This window comes from Aromatoleum anaerobium (assembly GCF_012910705.2).
Lineage (GTDB): Bacteria > Pseudomonadota > Gammaproteobacteria > Burkholderiales > Rhodocyclaceae > Aromatoleum > Aromatoleum anaerobium.
This window is the reverse complement of sequence record NZ_WTVG02000032.1, coordinates 71844-89276: the sequence shown is the minus strand read 5'-3', so window position 1 is coordinate 89276 and position 17433 is coordinate 71844. Positions and strand designations below refer to the sequence as shown.

Here is a 17433-nt window from a genome sequence, read left to right as displayed (position 1 = left end):
CGCCGACACCCCCGGCGCGCCGTGCGACGGGGCGCTTACCGGCCCCCGCCGCCGCGGATGCCGGCTTCCGGCAGTCCGTATCCGCGGAAGCACGGTTCAATCGTAGACCTCGAAAGAGAACATCATGAGACACGTCATCTCCCTGCTGATCGAGAACGAATCCGGCGCGCTGTCGCGTGTCTCGGGATTGTTCTCGGCGCGCGGCTACAACATCGAATCGCTGACCGTGGCGCCCACCGAGGACGCCTCGATGTCACGCATGACCATCGTCACGTCCGGCTCCGACGACATCATCGAGCAGATCACCAAGCAGCTCAACAAGCTCGTCGAAGTCATCAAGGTCGTCGACATTTCCGAATCGGCGCACATCGAGCGCGAGCTGATGATCACGAAAGTCCGCGCAACCGGCAAGGACCGCGACGAGATGAAACGCATGGCGGACATCTTTCGCGCCCGCGTCATCGACGTGACCGACACCTCCTACGTGATCGAACTCACCGGCAACCAGTCGAAGCTCGATGCCTTCATCGATGCCATCGAGCCGGCGCTGATCCTCGAAATCGTCCGCTCCGGCGTATGCGGCATCGGCCGTGGCGACCGCATCCTGAAAGTCTGACGCCGAACTCATCTGCCAAAATCACCCGCCGGCCGAACCATTTGCGACCGGTGCGAGCGCCGCTATCATGGCGGGCGCCGGAAGCACTCCCCATCGAAAGCTGAAAGGAACAACATGAAAGTCTATTACGACAAGGACGCCGACCTCTCCCTGATCAAGGGCAAGCAGATCACCATCGTCGGCTACGGCTCGCAGGGTCACGCGCATGCGCAGAACCTGAAGGATTCCGGCTGCAAGGTCACGGTCGGCCTGCGCAAGAGCGGCGCCTCGTGGAAGAAGGCCGAAGCCGCCGGTCTCGACGTCCGGGAAGTCGCAGAAGCCGTCAGCAATGCCGACATCGTCATGATCCTGCTGCCCGACGAGAACATCCCCGGCGTCTATTACAACGACGTCGAGCCGAACATCAAGCAGGGCGCGACGCTCGCGTTCGCGCACGGCTTCAACGTGCATTACAACCAGGTCGTGCCGCGCGACGACCTCGATGTCATCATGGTGGCGCCGAAGGGCCCAGGCCACACCGTGCGTTCGGAATACCTCAAGGGCGGCGGCGTGCCGTCCCTGATCGCGGTGCATCAGGACCGCTCCGGCAAGGCCAAGGACATCGCGCTGTCGTACGCCGCGGCCAACGGCGGCACCAAGGGCGGTGTCATCGAGACGAACTTCCGCGAAGAAACCGAGACCGATCTCTTCGGCGAACAGGCCGTGCTGTGCGGCGGCGCCGTCGAGCTCGTGAAAATGGGCTTCGAGACGCTGACCGAAGCCGGCTACGCGCCCGAGATGGCCTACTTCGAGTGCCTGCACGAGCTCAAGCTGATCGTCGACCTGATGTACGAAGGCGGCATCGCGAACATGAACTACTCGATCTCGAACAATGCGGAGTACGGCGAGTACGTGACCGGCCCGGAAGTCATCAACGAGCAGTCGCGCGAAGCGATGCGCGCCGCCCTGAAGCGCATCCAGACCGGCGAGTACGCGAAGATGTTCATCCAGGAAGGCCGCACGAACTACCCGTCGATGACGGCGCGCCGGCGCCTGAACGCAGCGCATCCGATCGAGCAGGTCGGCGGCCAGCTGCGCGACATGATGCCGTGGATCAAGAAGAACAAGCTCGTCGATCAGTCGAAAAACTGAGCTGTCTCGAACAACAGGCCGGGTTCCGCGTCTTGCCGGAACCCGGCCTTTTTTCATCTCGAGGACATCATGTCCAACAATTACCCCCATCCGCTCCTCGCCCGCGAAGGCTGGCCTTTCATCGCGATCGCCCTGGCGGTCGCGCTGGTCATCAACGGCGCGGCCGGCTTCGGCTGGGCGCTGCCGTTCTGGCTGCTGTTCATCTTCGTCGTGCAGTTCTTCCGCGATCCGCCGCGGCCGATCCCGCAGGGCGCGAAAGACGTGCTGTCGCCTGCCGACGGCCGGATCGTCGCGATCGAGCCGGTACGCGATCCGTATCTCGACCGGGACAGCCTCAAGATCAGCGTGTTCATGAACGTGTTCAACGTTCACTCGAATCGCAGCCCGGTCGATGGCGAAGTCGTCGCACGCTGGTACAACGCCGGGCGTTTCGTCAATGCCGCGCTCGACAAGGCCTCGGTGGAGAACGAACGCAATGCGCTGCACCTGCGCACGCGGGAAGGGCACGACGTCACCTGCGTGCAGGTCGCCGGCCTGATCGCACGGCGCATTCTGTGCTACGTCGAAGCGGGAGCGTCGCTTGCCCGTGGACAACGCTACGGCTTCATCCGTTTCGGCTCGCGCGTCGATGTCTACCTGCCCGCGGGCAGCCGCGCCCGGGTGACGATCGGCGACAAGGTTTCGGCATCGAGCACGATTCTGGCCGAGCTGCCCTGATGATTGCGCGGGGCATTTCATGACATCCCGGGGCTGCGCTAGAATCGGCATTCGGCATCCCGGCCCATAGCGGAACACGCCTCTTCATGCCCATGATCTCCCCCGAGAAACGCCGGCGCGGCATCTACATCCTGCCGAACCTCTTCACCACCGCGGCGCTGTTCGCCGGTTTCTACGCGATCGTGCAGGCGATGAACCTGCGTTTCGAACATGCGGCGGTGGCGATCTTCGTCGCGATGGTCCTCGACGGCCTCGACGGCCGTGTTGCGCGCCTGACCCACACGCAGAGCGAGTTCGGCGCCGAATATGATTCGCTTTCCGACATGGTTTCGTTCGGCGCAGCCCCGGCATTGGTGATGTACGAGTGGGCGCTCAAGGACATGGGAAAACTCGGCTGGATCGCGGCGTTCATCTATTGTGCCGGCGCGGCGCTGCGATTGGCCCGCTTCAACACCAACATCGACGTCATCGACAAGCGCTACTTCCAGGGGCTGCCCAGTCCTGCCGCCGCGGCATTGATCGCGGGGCTGGTGTGGGTGATCATCGACAACGGGCTGACGGGCGAAGACGTGCGGTGGTTCGCCGCGGCGCTGACGATCTTCAGCGGTCTGTCGATGGTCAGCAACGTGCTCTTCTGGAGCGGCAAGAGCATCAACCTGCGCAAGAGCGTGCCGTTCATCGTCGTCATCGCGCTGGTGCTGGCCTTCGCACTGGTGTCGAGTTACCCGCCCGGCGTACTGTTTGCGCTTTTCCTCGGCTATGCCCTCTCCGGCTACGTGGTCTACATCTGGCGCTTCATGCAGCGCCGGCGTACCCAAGAGGCGGCCGTCGCACCGCGAGACGACGAACCGGCCCCCTGACCCGGGGCTGCACAAGAAGCGCGCAGCGCAAGGCCGAGAGGCGAGGCAGCCCTGCGCTCTCGGGGCGGCAAGTTACGTGTGGAACTGCTACCCCCTGACGATCCGCCGGATGCCGCTGCTCAGGCGCGCAGCTCCGCAGTCAAGCGTTTCAGGTCGAGCGTGCGGGCGCGCTGGGCGATTTCCGGCGCATAGCGGTCCTGCAGGCCGCGCGCGCTGTCCGTCAGCTGAGCGAAACTCGTCTTCAGCGCCGCCGTGTCGAGCTTGCGGCCGTCCGCGTAATAGCGCTTCGCGACATGCCCGAGCGCATAGGTCGTCGCGAACGAGAACGCCGAGCCCGTCGCCTCGCTGCCGATCGTCCGGCCCGCGCGGCCAAGCATCTTGCCGAGCAGCCCGCCGACGAGCTTGCGACCGAACTGCTCGACGTACTGCGACGTCAGGCCGACTCCGACGGTCGCGAGAAAATCGGCGATGTGCCGCCGGTCCAGTTCGAAGCCGTACGCCTTGCCGACGCGATACACGAGCCGCGTCTGCAGCGGGATGATCGCCATCGACGCCAGCGACTCGGGCAGCAATTCCAGCGCGCCGTTGAGGATCGCGGCGTTGAGGATCATCTTGTCGAGTTCGGCCTGGTCGGGTCCGGCGGCGGCGGGTATTTCGGGAATCGGCTTGTCTACCGGCGCTTCGGCAAGCGCATCGGCGTCGCGCACGATTGCCGCCGACGCGGCCCGCGCGAGTCCCAGCACGCCGCTGAGCCGGTCGAGAAAAGCCGTTTCGCCGGCATCATGCACGCCGTCCGCGTCACACACGCCGACGGCCATCTCGAACGCGAGCTGGCGCAGTTCCGGACTCCCGAGCGCTTCGACCGCCTGCTCGAGGCTGATGCGCTTGAGCAGCACGTCCTGATACAGCGGCATGAAGTCCATGCCGGCTTGCGCCGACAGCGACTCGGCGACGCGGCGCACGTGCTCGCGCTCGCGCGGGTCCTGGTGTCCATCGGCGAACGCCGCCATCAGGCAGATGGTGATCAGGGAGCGGGTCTGTTCTGGATTCATTGCTGTCTCTCACGGTACGTTGGAAAATTCGAGGGCCGGCATCGCGGCGAAACCTACGCCGCCGGCAGCGTGAGCACGACACGCAGGCCGCCGGCCGAGGCCGCGTCGAGCCGCACGTCGCCGCCATAAAGTTGCGCGAGGTCACGCACGATCGCCAACCCGAGTCCCGAGCCGGGCGTGCGTTCATCGGCGCGCACGCCGCGACCGAACACGGATTCGCGCTCCGGCGCAGCAAGCCCTGGGCCGTCATCCTCGACGACGATCACGAGCTGGCTGTGCTCGACCGCCACGCGAATCTCGACACGGTGACGCGCCCATTTACAGGCGTTGTCGACGAGGTTTCCGAGCATTTCCTGGAAATCCTGCTCTTCGCCGCGAAAAGCGGGATCGCCGGCGCAGGCTTCGATCGCAATCTCGAGGTCGCGTTCCGCATGCAGGCGTTTCATCACCCGCACCAGCGATTCGACCAGCGGAAGCACCGCCGTGCGCATCCCGGGAACTTGCACCGCGGCGGCGGCGCGCGCGCGCGCCAGATGATAGTCGACCTGGCGCCGGGCGGTCGCGACCTGCTCGGCGACGAGACGTGCGAGCGGGCCGTCCTCGCGCGCCGCGGCGTTGCCGAGCACCGCCAGCGGCGTCTTGACGGCGTGGGCGAGATTGCCTGCCTGGGTACGCGCGCGGGTAACCACTTCGGCGTCGTGCTGCAGCAACGCGTTGAGTTCGTCGACGAGCGGCTGCACTTCGTTCGGATAGGCGCCGTTCAGGCGCCGCGTGCGCCCGTCGCGCACTTCGCCGAGCGCACTGCGCAACCGGCGCAGCGGCGCAAGTCCGACCGATACCTGGAGCACCGCTGCAACGACGAGACCGGCCGCCAGCACGCCGAGGGCGATCGCAAGCAGGCCGACGAACTCGCGCACCGGGTCCGTCATGGCGCGCTCGTCCGCGGCGACGATCAGGCGCAGCGGCTGATCGGGGAAAGCAGCCGGCCGGACTACGCGCTCCATCATCACCACGTGGGCGCGGTCCGGTCCGGCGATGCGGTGGACGTGGAGTTCGCCGTCGGCCGGGCTGTCCGGCGGCACGCGGAGCGTCGTGTCCCACAGCGAACGCGAACGCAGCACCGCGGGCAGCGCCCCATCCGCAGTGCGGTCGATCTGCCAGTAGAGTCCCGAGTACGGCTTCTGCAGCCGCGGGTCGCTCAGTTCGGCGCGCAATTGCGGGGTGCCGTCGAGGGCAAAATCGAGATTCGCGGTGAGCTGGTCGAGATGGATGCGCAGTTCAGCTTCGAACCGCTCCGCGACGTGGTGCCGGAAAAGATCGGCGAGAACGAACCCGGTCACCGTCAGCGTCCCGAGGATCCACACCAGGCTGCCGGCGAGCAGCCGCAAGCGCAGCGAACCGGGCGGTGCGCCGGACATGTTCACGCGGGACAAACCATGCGGTAGCCGAGGCCCCTGACTGTTTCGATCATCCCGGGGGGAAGCTTCTTGCGCAGACGACCGATGAAGACTTCGATGGTATTCGAATCGCGGTCGAAATCCTGAGCGTAGATGTGCTCGGTGAGATCGCTGCGCGACACGATCTCGCCCTGGTGGTGCATCAGGTAGTCCAGCACGCGCAACTCGTGGCTGGTCAGGTTCACCGCGGCGCCATTCACGCTCACGCGTCCGGCGCGCGTGTCGAGCAATACCGGACCGCACGCGAGCTCGGCGCTCGCGTGGCCGCCGGCGCGCCGGATCAGTGCCCGCAGGCGCGCGAGAAGCTCTTCCATGTGGAACGGCTTGGTGAGGTAATCGTCGGCACCGGCATCGATCCCGGCAACTTTTTCATGCCAGTTGTCGCGTGCAGTAAGGATCAGCACCGGCATCGTGCGTCCCGCCGCGCGCCACTTCTTCAGCACCGTGATCCCGTCCATCAGCGGCAGGCCCAGATCAAGCACCACCGCGTCGAGCGGTTCCACGTCGCCGATGAAGTGGGCGTCCCGCCCGTTGTCGGCGCGGTCGACCGCGTAGCCGGCAGTGGTGAGCGCTTCGACCAGTTGCGCGGCGAGCGTCGGTTCGTCTTCGACGACCAGGATATGCATCAGCGCCTCCCTCCTGCTCCCGGTGCACGTTCGCGGTCACGCAGGACGACGCCGTCGCGCGCGTCGATCTCCAGCTTGACGAGCGCGCCGCCCGCCTTCAGCACCTTGATTTCGTATATCCAGCGGCCTTTTTCCTGCTCGAGCTCGACTTCGATGACCTGCCCCGGGTGATTGCGCTCCACGTTGTCGAGTATCCGTTGCAGCGGCATCACCTCGCCCCGCTCGACGGCGCGGCGGGCGCGATCGTGGTCGTGCTCGTCATCGGCGAGAAGAGCGGACGGTCCCAAGGCAAGGACGGACGACACGATGACGGCAATGAGGGAAGCGAAGCGCACGAGTGACTCCTGGTTGTAGCGATCTGCGGCGAGGGTTCCGGCAGCCCCGTTTTTAGCAGCGTCGCCATGAACACACCGTGAACGGCCGCTTCAGCTTCGGTTCAGGTACGCCTTTCCACACTGCAGTCACGGTTCGTAATGGCCCTCACCAGCCCTCTCGCCCGGAACCGCAGTTCCGCCACGACAAGGATGAAAACATGACCCCCACACGCTATGCAATCGGTTTCCTTTGCGCTTTCGGCCTCGCATCCACGGCAATCGGCGGCCCGCGGGAAACCCTGATCGATCGCTATGCCGCAGCGGCGAAAGCAGCCGACGCGGGGTTTGCCGGGTTCTCGGCCGCCCGCGGCGAAACCCTGCATCGCACGCAATACAACATGGGCAAGGCCGACACCCCGGCCTGCACATCCTGCCACGGAAACGACACGCGCAGCGCCGGCCGCACCCGCACCCGCAAGCCCATCGAGCCGATGGCGCTGTCGGTTTCGCCAGAGCGTTACAAGGACATCGCGAAAGTCGAAAAATGGTTCAAACGCAATTGCGACGAAGTGCTGGGCCGCGAATGCACCCCGCTCGAAAAGGGGGACTGGCTCGCCTACATGATGAATCAGTGATCGCCCTTCCCCGCCCTTCCGCGCTCTGCCGAAACGTTTTGCCTCCCAGGAAAGGAGAATCGCATGAACATACCCGTACGTCCGGTCGTCGCCGGCCTACTCGTCATCGGCCTGACCGCCGCGGTGCTGACCAAGGCCCGCGCCGGCGGCGACGACTATTTCCCGCCCGTCAAGGACAAACTCACTGTCGACGAATGCGGCAGCTGTCACATGGCGTTTCCGCCGGCGATGCTGCCGGCCGCATCGTGGCGACGCATGATGGTCGAGCTCGACGACCATTTCGGTGACAACGCCAGCCTCGACCCCCAGACAGCCGCTCATGTCACACGCTATCTCGTCGACAACGCCGCCGACGCCGGTGGGCGCCGCTACGGCCGCAAGCTGATGAAAGGCGTACCGGCCGGGGCTTCTCCGCAGCGCATCACCGAACTGCCGAAATGGGTCCGCGAGCATGACGAGGTGTCCCGCAGCGAGTGGCAGCACAAGGACGTCGGCTCGAAGGCCAACTGTCTCGCATGCCACGTGGACGCCAACGACGGCTATTTTGAGGACGACTGAGCAATGCTCGGACGCTGAACGCAGCATGAACACGCGCTTCAGGCTTCGTTCAGCACCGCCCTCGCACAATGGTTTCACGGTCACAACCCGACCGGCAACCAAGAGACACAAGGAGATCGAATCATGCGCACTTCACACCTCGTCACCGCCATCGCCATCAGCGCCGGCCTGCTCGCCACTGGCCTCACGGTCGCCCCGGTGTTCGCCCAGAACGTCGCGACCGACAGCGCCGCCGAACGGGGCAATTGGCTGTCGATTCCGCAGATCCACGAAAAGATCGTCGCCGCCGGTTACCGCGACATCAGCGAGATCGAACGCGAGGACAACGCATATGAAGTCAAGGCCATCGACCGCGACGGACGCAAGGTCAAGCTCGTCGTCGATCCGACGAACGGCGACCTCGCCCGCACCGATCGCAAGGGGCGCGACGGGCGCCGTGGCGACGACTCCGGTGCCCGGCCCACGAGCGACTCGGAGCGCGGCGCCGAACGGAACTCCGAGCTCGATCCCGGCACCCGGCTGACCCGCCGCGGCCTGGGTGTGTGAGCGAACGGCCCGGCTCGGCCAATGCCGCTGCCGGGCCATTTTCCGACCCCCGTCACACGGACACGACCATGAAGACCATACTCGCCAGCTTCCTCGCGCTCGTGACCTTTGCCTGGGCCATCACTCTGTCATCAAACCCCGCCGAGGGCGCGTCCCTGCCCTGGGCGGTGCGGCAGGAGGCGCTGTACCTCACCGGGCTGTGGGCGTTCTCGCTGATGTCGCTGGCGATCGTGCTGGCGACGCGGCCGGCGTGGCTCGAGCGGCCGCTGGGCGGCATGGACCGGATCTACCGCGTACACAAGTGGGCCGGCATCCTCGCGATCGGCTTCGCCGCGCTGCACTGGCTCGTCGAGATGTCCGACGACGTCATCAAGTCCCTTGTCGGCCGCGCAGGCCGGCTGCCGAAAGAACACGAAGGCGGCTTTCTCGAAGTCATGCGCGACGTCGCCGAGGACCTCGGCGAATGGGCGATCTACGCGCTGATCGCGATGCTCTTGCTGACGCTGTGGAAGCGCCTGCCGTACCGGCCGTGGCGCTACCTTCACCACGCGATGCCGGTGCTGTACGGCATGCTCGCGATCCACGCCGCGTTCCTCGCGCCCCTCGACTACTGGACGAGTGCCATCGGTGCACTGCTCGCCCTGTTCATCGTCACCGGCACCGTTTCGGGCCTGCGCTCGTTGTCCGGACGCATCGGTCGCGCCCGACAGATCGGCGGCCATATCGAGGCCGTGCACGAACAGGCGTCCGGCCTGACGGAGGTCGTCTGTCGTCTCGAGGACGGCTGGCGCGGCCATCGGCCGGGGCAATTCGCGTTCGTCACGTTCGATCGCATCGAGGGCGCCCACCCCTTCACGATCGCCTGCGCCGACCGCGGTGACCGGCGCATCACGTTCCAGATCAAGGGACTCGGCGACTATACGCACGGGCTCGCGGCGCGGCTCGGCGCCGGCCAGCCGATAAAGATCGAAGGCCCGTACGGCCGCTTCGACTATCGCCGCGGCACGCCCAAATCGGAACAGGTCTGGATTGCCGGCGGCATCGGCGTCACGCCTTTCCTCGCGTGGCTCGAGTCGCTGCAGGAAGCGCCGGCCGAAGCCCCGGTCGCGGACTTCTACTACTGCACGCGCCAGCGCGACGACGACCCGTTCGTTGCGCGCCTCGAATCGCTGTGCGCTGCGCTGCCGACGATCCGCCTGCATGTCGTCAGCACCGACCGCGACCGGCCGCTGACCGCCGAAGCACTGCATGCCCGCCACGCCGGCAAGCATCAGCCGGAAATCTGGTTCTGCGGACCGCGCGCTTTTGCCGAAGCGCTGCGCGGCGGACTGCGCGAACTGGGCATGGGGCGCGTGCGGTTTCACCAGGAGGCGTTCGAAATGCGCTGAAGCCGGGCGCAATCGCGAGGATCGACAAAAACAATCGGCCTCGCGCTTGCGCAATTTCCGGCGCCTGTTTTATAGTCCGAAGCATGACTTTCGAACGCGACCCCTCCCTCCTGTCGCTTCGCCTTCTGCCGGCGGGCCTGCTGCTGCTCGGCCCGCTGCTGCGCCCCGCGCGCTAAATACATTCCCCTCCCTTCGTGTTGTTTGCCTGCTGCCGGCGTGAAAGCGCCGGCACTGGTCATATCCGTTTTCGCTATCCACCATTCATTTTCCCCAGGAGCCGACGATGAAAGACCACTTGATCGTATTCGATACCACCTTGCGTGACGGCGAACAAAGCCCCGGCGCGTCGATGACCCGCGACGAGAAGCTGCGCATCGCCCGGCAACTGGAGCGGATGCGCGTCGACGTCATCGAAGCCGGTTTTCCTGCCGCCTCGAATGGCGACTTCGAGTCGGTGCGCGCGATTGCGGAAGCGATCAGGGAATCGACGGTGTGTGGCCTCGCGCGCGCGAACGAAGCCGACATCCGCCGCGCCGGCGAGGCAATCGCTCCTGCCGCGCGCGGGCGCATCCACACCTTCATCGCGACCAGCCCGATCCACATGGAAATGAAGCTGCGCATGACGCCCGACCAGGTCGTCGAGCAGGCGGTGCGCGCGGTCGGCTGGGCGAAGGAATACACCGACGACATCGAATTCTCGGCCGAGGATGCCGGCCGCTCGGAGATTGACTTTCTCTGTCGCATCTTCGAGGCTGTCATCAAGGCCGGCGCGAAGACGATCAACGTGCCCGACACCGTCGGCTATAACGTCCCCGAGCAGTATGCACAGACCATCCGCACGCTGATCGAGCGCGTGCCGGACGCCGACAAGGTCGTGTGGTCGGTGCATTGCCACAACGACCTCGGTCTTGCCGTCGCGAACTCGCTTGCCGCAGTCATGGCGGGCGCGCGCCAGGTCGAATGCACGCTCAACGGCCTCGGCGAACGGGCCGGCAACGCCGCGCTCGAGGAACTGGTGATGGCGGTGCGCACGCGCCAGGACGTGTTCCCGTGCGACACGCGCATCGACGCCACGCAGATCGTGCCGGCGTCGAAGCTGGTGTCCGGCGTCACCGGCTTTCCGGTCCAGCCGAACAAGGCGATCGTCGGCGCGAACGCCTTCGCCCATGAATCCGGCATTCACCAGGACGGCGTGCTCAAGCACCGCGAGACCTACGAGATCATGCGCGCCGAGGACGTCGGCTGGGGCGCCAACAAGCTCGTGCTCGGCAAGCATTCCGGGCGCAACGCGTTCCGCAGCCGCCTGCAGGAAATCGGCATCGTCGTGGCGTCCGAGGAACACCTGAACCATGCGTTCGCGCGCTTCAAGGAGCTCGCCGACAAGAAGCACGAGATTTTCGACGAGGATATCCAGGCGCTGATGAGCGACGAGGTCGTTACTCCCGACCAGGAGCACTACCGCCTCGTTGCCTCGCGCTTCCATTCCGAGACCGGCGAGACGCCGCGGGCCGACCTCACGCTGTCCGTCGACGGGCAGGAGACGCGGACTTCGGCCGAAGGATCCGGCCCTGTGGATGCCGCGTTCAAGGCGATCGAGGCGATCGCGGGCAGCGGCACCGAGTTGCTGCTGTATTCGGTCAATGCGATCACCACCGGCACCGACGCGCAGGGCGAAGTCACTGTTCGCCTGGCCAGGGAAGGCAAGGTCGTCAACGGCCAGGGCGCCGATACCGACATCATCGTCGCGTCGGCCAAGGCCTATCTCAACGCGCTGAACAAGCTGCACAGCAAGTTCGAGCGGCTCAACCCGCAGCTGTGAACCACCGTGGCCGCCAGCGATGACGCCGGCGGCCGCAGTCAGCCGTTCGTCCGCCGCTGGCGCGACGGCGCCGAGAGCCGTGCATACAGCACGGCGCTCGCGAACAACAGCATCGCGAGGATCGCCTCGGCGATCGCGAGTGCTCCGGCCAGGCCGGGATCGGTCGCGCGCACGACCCCTTCGACGAGGTACAGCAACACCAGCATCGACAGCCACTGGTAGGTGTAGCGCCGCCCTTTCAACACGCCGAACAGCGCCGGCATCAACGGCAACACTTTCAGCATCATCCACGAACCGCCCGGCCGCAGCGGCGCGAGCCAGATCTCCCACAGCAGGCACAGCGCGATCAAGGCGACGAGCAGGACGCTCGATGCGAGGTTCAAGGCGCGCAGCGTCATCACCCCTCCGCGAGTTTCAGCGCGCTCGACGCGAGGCGCCGCCCGAACGCCGCGGGCAGGCGGATCTCGTCGTCGCTCGGTTCGGGATTGCCATCCGCGCCCGACACATGGCTCGCGCCATACGGCGTGCCGCCGCTTCGATACAGGACAAGGATTTCTTTCATGTGGACAGCCGCGGCTAGAATGACGGAATTATACGCGCCCGCCTCGCGCCGCCCGGAACCCACTCGATGATGCCGCTGACCGCCGCCCGGGAGTTCATGCGCCTCTTGGGCGGACGTTTCCTCGCCACCCGCTGCCCGCAGGTCGCAGGCAGCCTCGCATTCACGACGCTGCTGGCGATCGTTCCGCTGGTCACGGTGATCATCGCGCTGTTCAGCAACTTTCCCGCGTTCTCGCGGCTCGGCGCGTCACTGCGCACGTTCCTGCTCGAAAACCTCCTGCCGGACCGTGCCGGACAGATCATCGCGACCTACGCGTTCCAGTTCTCGCAGCAAGCGGCCGGGCTCACGCTGATCGGCACCGTGCTGTTGGTGCTCACCGCACTGATGCTGCTCATGACGATCGACCACGTGTTCAATCACATCTGGGGGGTGCGGCGTCCGCGCCCGCTCCTCACGCGCCTCATGGTCCACTGGTTTGCACTGACCCTCGGCCCGCTTGCGCTCGGCGGCAGCGTGCTCGCGACCGGCCATCTGGTCGCGACATCGATCGCGCTGGCCGGTGAAGGGTCGTGGGTCGGCGCAACATTTGCCCGCCTCGTGCCGACCGTCCTCCTCGGTTCGCTGTTCAGCTTTCTCTACTACGCGGTCCCGAACCACCCCGTGCGGATGCTGCACGCGCTGGCCGGCGGCATCGCGGCAGCGGTCGTGTTCGTGCTGATGCAGCGGCTGTTCGGGCTCTTCATCGTCCGCATGCCGACGTATACGCTGATCTACGGCACCTTCGCGGCGCTGCCGATCTTTCTCGTCTGGCTCTATCTGTCGTGGGTCGTGATCCTGCTTGGCGCCGCGCTGTCGGCCACCCTGCCGGGCTTCTTCGAGCGCGCGCGCATGCTGCGCGCATTTCCCGGCGACCGCGCCTGGGCCGCCGTGACGATGCTCGTCGCGCTGGCCGAAGCCCAGCACGCCGGCACCACCCTTCCATTCGCGACACTGCAAGCCGGTGCGCGCGTCAGCAGCAACGAAGGCGAGGCCCTGCTGGGCGAGATGCGCGACGCCGGCTGGGTCGCGCACACCGAAGAAGGGAACTGGCTGCTGAGCCGGCAAGCCGCGGAGATCGGCGTGGCGGCCGTCGTGAACCGCTTCGCGCTGTCTCCCGCCGCCTGGCGCGACGCTTCGGGCGGCGATGAGGCATTGCGACGCATCGCCGAGCGGCTCGCCACGGCCCTGCATTCGGCCGATCTGCCGCTGTCCGCGCTGACTTCCGCCGGGAGTCCGCTTCAGACGGGGTAGAGATCGATTTCGTACTGAAAGATTTCCACACTCGTCGTCTGCATGTCCAGACCGAGGACCCGCGCCTGCGCGACATAGAGGTGATCGCTCTCGTGCACGAGGCTGAACTCGCGCGACGTGCAGGTGCCGGCCGGGGCGACGAGCGCCGGATGGCGGCGCAAGGCGGGGACCGGCGCCAACCGCAGCGCTGGAGCCATCGCACGCGTGTCGCCGCCGCCAAAACCCACCGAGACGGCGCTCCACCCGGACGCGATCACCTGTAATCCGAGCTCGACCCGATCCGGACTGTCGTTGCGAATCCAGCGCACCAGGCACAGCGTCCACGGCTCGGCGGCATCCCGGCGCAGGGCCAGCGGCATCCCCGCCGCCACGCCGCCCGTCACGCCCGACACCGCGATGATCGCGTACCCGCCCGAACTCTCGTTGACCACGGTCCATTCGGCAATGCTCTCCGGGTCTGCAGCACCGCGGCTCACGTCCCAGATCGCCTGCAACCCGACACACACCTGCACGGGATATCGACCGGAGCGCCGCGCCTGGGTGCGGCTCGGGGGAGACGTCCAGCGCTCGCGCATCCGCCCGAGCAGCGACAACGCCTCGTCCGGGGTCAGCCCGACCGGCAGTCCCGGTCCCTCCACTCCGAACGCCTCGCTGTCCGGCGCGAACCCCACCGACTCCTCCGGAGAGATACCCGCCCTGAGCCATTCGAGCTTTGGCAAGATCGCGCGGGCGACGCCGTAAGCGGAGAAATACAGCAATTTGTCCGACAGGGGCGGCTCGCCGCGCGCCATCGCCACCGGCGGGGCGCCCGCCGCCTGGTCGATCCAGAATGCGGCCGAGGCCGGCAGGAGCGGCGCGCGTGAAAACTCCGCCGCGACCGCTGCCTGTCCGAGGAAATCGTGCGCCCACACGAGTTCCCGAGCGGTCAGGGTTTCCGGTTGCAGCGCGGCCAGCGCCAAGAGGCGCTTGAACTGCAGCGCCACGTCGGCCGTAGCCGTACCGGAAAGCGCCTCCCCGTCTCCGCCGGCATGGGCGCCGGCGACAACGAGCTCGCAAGCGAGGCGCCACAACTCCGCCGGAGCCGGTCTGCCGCACATCATCGCGACCAGGTAGGCTTCCTCCACGAGCCGCAACGCTCGTGCGCAGTAGATGTCCGGATCGCTGCATGCCCGCAACCCTCCTTCGCGCACCGCCGCCATCACCCGCTGCAGACTCACGGCGATCTCCAGCAGCGATCCGGCCAGTTCAGTTGCCGCAACGTACTGCCTGCGCGGCACCGGCAGCGCCGCGGCGAGAAGCCGGGACTTGAAGCGTTCGCAGACATCGAGCACCCGCGCTTCGAACTGTTCGACGCACTGGAGGAATTGCGCGTCGCCGACCAGCAGGGCCGAAAGCGCGGTGAAATGCCCGCGCAGCCTTTCCAGGTCCACGACCGGGTCGTCGGCAGGCTCCGCGTCGAGCCACGCAAGTGCGGCGGCGATGGAAGCCGGAACAGGCTCGGGGAAAGTCATGCGGATCGGGTTCCGTCGAAAAGGTCCGGCATTCTATTCAAGAATCACGGCGCTGCGCGCCTTGCACCGCCCCCCTCGCCCGCAACATCGACCGCGCGTGAATTGCGTCACGATGAAGGCAGCGCTTGTCCCCGTCGGGCATATGCCCTACAATCATCGGCTTTTCGCACCTACTGATCAGGACACCCAAATGGTCGTCATTCGCCTTGCCCGTGGTGGCGCCAAAAAGCGCCCCTTCTACAACATCGTCGCCGCCGATTCGCGCAACCGTCGCGATGGGCGCTTCATCGAGCGCGTTGGTTTCTACAATCCGATGGCCGCCGAGTCCGAAAAAGGCCTGGTCGTCAACGCCGAGCGCCTGGAATACTGGAAGCAGCACGGCGCCCAGCTGTCGCCGACGGTGCTCCGTCTGGCCAAGCAAGCAGCGAAAGCCGCTGCCTGATCGTTCCGGCAGCCTGCCGACATGATCGTACTGGGGCGCATTGTCGCCCCTTTTGGCGTCAAGGGATGGGTCAGGGTTCATCCTTTCGGGGATGATCCGCTGTCCTGGGGCGAGATGCCGCAGTGGTGGCTCGCGGACGACGCCGACGCCCCTGAATCGGCATGGCAACCGGTCAAGCTCGCGGGCTTCAAGGAGCACGGCGCCGGCCTGGTTGCAGCTTTCGTCGGCCACGACGATCGCAATGCGGCCGAAGCGCTTCAGGGCCGCTTCATCGGGGCGCCGCGCGAAGCGCTGCCCAAACCCGACGCGGACGAATACTACTGGGGCGACCTCATCGGACTGGCGGTGGTCAACCAGGCCGGCGAAGCACTCGGCACGGTCGAAGCCTTGATGTCGACAGGCGCGCACGACGTACTGCAGGTGCGCGACGGCGACGACGAACGGCTCATTCCGTTCGTCGCTGCCTACGTGCTCGACGTGGATCTCGCAGCCCGGACGATCCGTGTCGATTGGCAAAAGGACTGGTGACGGCAGCGTGAACACCCCGGCCGCCGCAAGGCGTTTCGATGTAATCACGCTGTTCCCGGAAATGTTCGCGGCGCTGACCGCGAGCGGCATCACGCGGCGGGCGCTGGAACGCGGCCTCTACGAGATCGCCTTCCACAGCCCGCGGGATTTCGTCACCGACCCGCACCGGACCGTGGATGACCGCCCGTATGGCGGCGGACCGGGGATGGTGATGCTGGCCGAACCGCTCGAGAAAGCGATCGGCAGGGCAAAAGCGGCGCAGGAGCAGGCGCTCGGGGCCGCGGGACGCGTGATCTACCTGTCGCCGCAAGGCCGGCCGCTGGATCACGCCAAGGTTGTGGAACTGACCACCCTGCCGGCGCTGACGTTGCTGTGCGGACGGTACGAAGGGGTCGATCAACGGCTGATCGATCGCTGCGTCGATGAAGAACTGTCGCTCGGGGATTTCGTCCTTTCGGGCGGCGAACTGCCGGCGATGGTGCTGCTCGACGCGATCGTGCGCCAACTGCCCGGGGCGCTGAACGATGCGGAATCGGCGCAGGAGGACTCGTTTGTGGATGGCCTGCTCGACTGCCCCCACTACACGAGACCGGAGATTTACGAAGGGGAGCGTGTACCGCAGGTGCTGCTCTCCGGCAATCACGCCGCGATCCGTCGCTGGCGGCTCAAGCAGGCGCTGGGCACGACGTGGCGACGGCGGCCCGACCTGCTGCAGGGGCGCAAGCTGAACAAGGAAGAATTGTCGCTGCTTGAAGAATTCAGGCACGAACAAGAAGGGGTCGAAGGCGGCAGCGCCTGAAGGCCCGCATACAAACCGCATGCATCAGGCTTCCGGCCTGCTCTGCACGCAAGGCCAAGTGCCATTGAAACGACAGGAGTCGCAAATGAACCTGATTCAGCAGCTCGAACAGGAAGAAATCGTCCGCCTCACGCAGAACAAGACCATCCCCGCGTTCGCTCCCGGTGACACCGTGGTCGTTCAGGTGAAAGTCAAGGAAGGCACGCGCGAACGTCTGCAGGCTTATGAAGGCGTCGTGATCGCGAAGCGCAATCGCGGCCTGAACTCCAATTTCATCGTCCGCAAGATCTCCTCGGGCGAAGGCGTGGAACGCACGTTCCAGACCTACTCGCCGCTGGTCGACAGCATCGAGGTGAAGCGCCGCGGCGACGTGCGCCGCGCCAAGCTGTACTACCTGCGCGAGCGCTCGGGCAAGTCGGCACGGATCAAGGAAAAGCTGAACTACAAGGCGCCGGCCGCGAAGAAAGCTTGAGCGGACGTCGATCGGTAGCTGGAAACGGGCCTTGCGGGGCCCGTTTTTTTTGTCCACCTCACTCTGTCCCTCACCGCTCGACTTCGCCCCAGCGAGGGCTTCCGCCGCCG

General features: G+C 66.2%; 21 protein-coding genes. 14 read left to right on the top strand and 7 right to left on the bottom strand.

Annotation, left to right across the window (positions count from 1 at the left end):
* Nucleotides 1-124: 124 nt before the first annotated feature.
* The 4 genes from ilvN (at nt 125) to pssA (ending at nt 3324) form a co-directional block, all read left to right on the top strand.
* The gene (gene ilvN / locus GO606_RS01705; RefSeq protein ID WP_011239814.1) at nt 125-616 is read left to right on the top strand and encodes an acetolactate synthase small subunit; all 492 of its coding nucleotides are present in this window, start codon (nt 125-127) and stop codon (nt 614-616) included.
* A 114-nt stretch (nt 617-730) separates the two neighbouring features.
* A complete protein-coding gene (ilvC, locus tag GO606_RS01700) occupies nt 731-1747 on the top strand; it encodes a ketol-acid reductoisomerase (protein WP_011239815.1) in 1017 nt (338 codons plus the stop codon).
* 69 nt (nt 1748-1816) lie between these two features.
* Nucleotides 1817-2464, top strand: coding sequence for a phosphatidylserine decarboxylase (locus GO606_RS01695; RefSeq protein ID WP_169117909.1), 648 nt, complete (start codon nt 1817-1819; stop codon nt 2462-2464).
* Between the two features lie 86 nt (nt 2465-2550).
* On the top strand, nt 2551-3324 hold the full coding sequence (gene pssA / locus GO606_RS01690) for a CDP-diacylglycerol--serine O-phosphatidyltransferase (RefSeq protein WP_169117910.1): 774 nt from the start codon (nt 2551-2553) through the stop codon (nt 3322-3324).
* A 119-nt stretch (nt 3325-3443) separates the two neighbouring features.
* Here pssA and GO606_RS01685 read toward each other — a convergent pair whose 3' ends face one another.
* The 4 genes from GO606_RS01685 to GO606_RS01670 are packed head-to-tail and all read right to left on the bottom strand — an operon-like array spanning nt 3444 to nt 6794.
* Nucleotides 3444-4376, bottom strand: coding sequence for a YcjF family protein (locus GO606_RS01685; protein WP_169117911.1), 933 nt, complete (start codon nt 4374-4376; stop codon nt 3444-3446).
* Nucleotides 4377-4429: 53 nt separating this feature from the next.
* Nucleotides 4430-5794 (bottom strand): sensor histidine kinase, encoded by a 1365-nt coding sequence (locus tag GO606_RS01680; RefSeq protein WP_169117912.1) that lies wholly within the window; start codon nt 5792-5794, stop codon nt 4430-4432.
* 2 nt (nt 5795-5796) lie between these two features.
* Entirely contained in the window at nt 5797-6459 is a 663-nt protein-coding gene (locus GO606_RS01675; protein WP_169117913.1) for a response regulator transcription factor, read from the bottom strand.
* The gene (locus GO606_RS01670; RefSeq protein WP_169117914.1) at nt 6459-6794 is read right to left on the bottom strand and encodes a PepSY domain-containing protein; all 336 of its coding nucleotides are present in this window, start codon (nt 6792-6794) and stop codon (nt 6459-6461) included. The genes GO606_RS01675 and GO606_RS01670 overlap by 1 nt, the downstream gene beginning before the upstream one ends.
* Before the next feature lie 197 nt (nt 6795-6991).
* Here GO606_RS01670 and GO606_RS01665 point away from each other — a divergent pair, with 197 nt between their 5' ends.
* From GO606_RS01665 to GO606_RS01645, 5 genes are all read left to right on the top strand, one after another.
* Nucleotides 6992-7408: a DUF1924 domain-containing protein gene (locus tag GO606_RS01665; protein WP_169117915.1), complete on the top strand. Its 417-nt coding sequence runs from the start codon at nt 6992-6994 to the stop codon at nt 7406-7408.
* A 63-nt stretch (nt 7409-7471) separates the two neighbouring features.
* The gene (locus GO606_RS01660; RefSeq protein WP_169117916.1) at nt 7472-7966 is read left to right on the top strand and encodes a diheme cytochrome c; all 495 of its coding nucleotides are present in this window, start codon (nt 7472-7474) and stop codon (nt 7964-7966) included.
* Nucleotides 7967-8089: 123 nt separating this feature from the next.
* Complete coding sequence (locus tag GO606_RS01655) at nt 8090-8512, top strand: PepSY domain-containing protein (protein ID WP_169117917.1); 423 nt, start codon at nt 8090-8092, stop codon at nt 8510-8512.
* A gap of 68 nt (nt 8513-8580) precedes the next feature.
* Nucleotides 8581-9900: a ferredoxin reductase family protein gene (locus GO606_RS01650; protein WP_169117918.1), complete on the top strand. Its 1320-nt coding sequence runs from the start codon at nt 8581-8583 to the stop codon at nt 9898-9900.
* A 283-nt stretch (nt 9901-10183) separates the two neighbouring features.
* Entirely contained in the window at nt 10184-11719 is a 1536-nt protein-coding gene (locus GO606_RS01645; RefSeq protein ID WP_169117919.1) for a 2-isopropylmalate synthase, read from the top strand.
* 38 nt (nt 11720-11757) lie between these two features.
* Here the strand turns inward: GO606_RS01645 and GO606_RS01640 are convergent, their stop codons facing one another.
* Entirely contained in the window at nt 11758-12117 is a 360-nt protein-coding gene (locus GO606_RS01640) for a DUF2069 domain-containing protein (protein WP_169117920.1), read from the bottom strand.
* Nucleotides 12117-12281, bottom strand: a complete 165-nt coding sequence (locus tag GO606_RS01635; protein ID WP_425532176.1) for an NADPH-dependent FMN reductase family protein — start codon at nt 12279-12281, stop codon at nt 12117-12119. Before GO606_RS01635 ends, GO606_RS01640 begins: the two co-directional genes overlap by 1 nt.
* A gap of 66 nt (nt 12282-12347) precedes the next feature.
* On the opposite strand from GO606_RS01635, the gene GO606_RS01630 reads away from it, so the two are divergent.
* Nucleotides 12348-13571: a YihY family inner membrane protein gene (locus GO606_RS01630; RefSeq protein WP_169117921.1), complete on the top strand. Its 1224-nt coding sequence runs from the start codon at nt 12348-12350 to the stop codon at nt 13569-13571.
* Here GO606_RS01630 and GO606_RS01625 read toward each other — a convergent pair.
* The gene (locus GO606_RS01625) at nt 13559-15082 is read right to left on the bottom strand and encodes a hypothetical protein (RefSeq protein WP_169117922.1); all 1524 of its coding nucleotides are present in this window, start codon (nt 15080-15082) and stop codon (nt 13559-13561) included. The two genes, GO606_RS01630 and GO606_RS01625, sit on opposite strands and share 13 nt — an antisense overlap.
* A 190-nt stretch (nt 15083-15272) precedes the next feature.
* Here GO606_RS01625 and rpsP point away from each other — a divergent pair, with 190 nt between their 5' ends.
* The 4 genes from rpsP (at nt 15273) to rplS (ending at nt 17323) form a co-directional block, all read left to right on the top strand.
* Nucleotides 15273-15524 carry a 30S ribosomal protein S16 gene (rpsP, locus tag GO606_RS01620; RefSeq protein ID WP_011239832.1) on the top strand — a complete coding sequence of 84 codons (252 nt, stop codon included), beginning with the start codon at nt 15273-15275 and terminating at the stop codon, nt 15522-15524.
* A 21-nt stretch (nt 15525-15545) separates the two neighbouring features.
* Nucleotides 15546-16052 (top strand): ribosome maturation factor RimM, encoded by a 507-nt coding sequence (gene rimM / locus GO606_RS01615; protein WP_169117923.1) that lies wholly within the window; start codon nt 15546-15548, stop codon nt 16050-16052.
* A 7-nt stretch (nt 16053-16059) separates the two neighbouring features.
* Complete coding sequence (gene trmD, locus GO606_RS01610) at nt 16060-16851, top strand: tRNA (guanosine(37)-N1)-methyltransferase TrmD (protein WP_169117924.1); 792 nt, start codon at nt 16060-16062, stop codon at nt 16849-16851.
* Nucleotides 16852-16936: 85 nt separating this feature from the next.
* Nucleotides 16937-17323 (top strand): 50S ribosomal protein L19, encoded by a 387-nt coding sequence (gene rplS, locus GO606_RS01605; RefSeq protein ID WP_169117925.1) that lies wholly within the window; start codon nt 16937-16939, stop codon nt 17321-17323.
* The last annotated feature ends 110 nt before the right edge of the window (nt 17324-17433 follow it).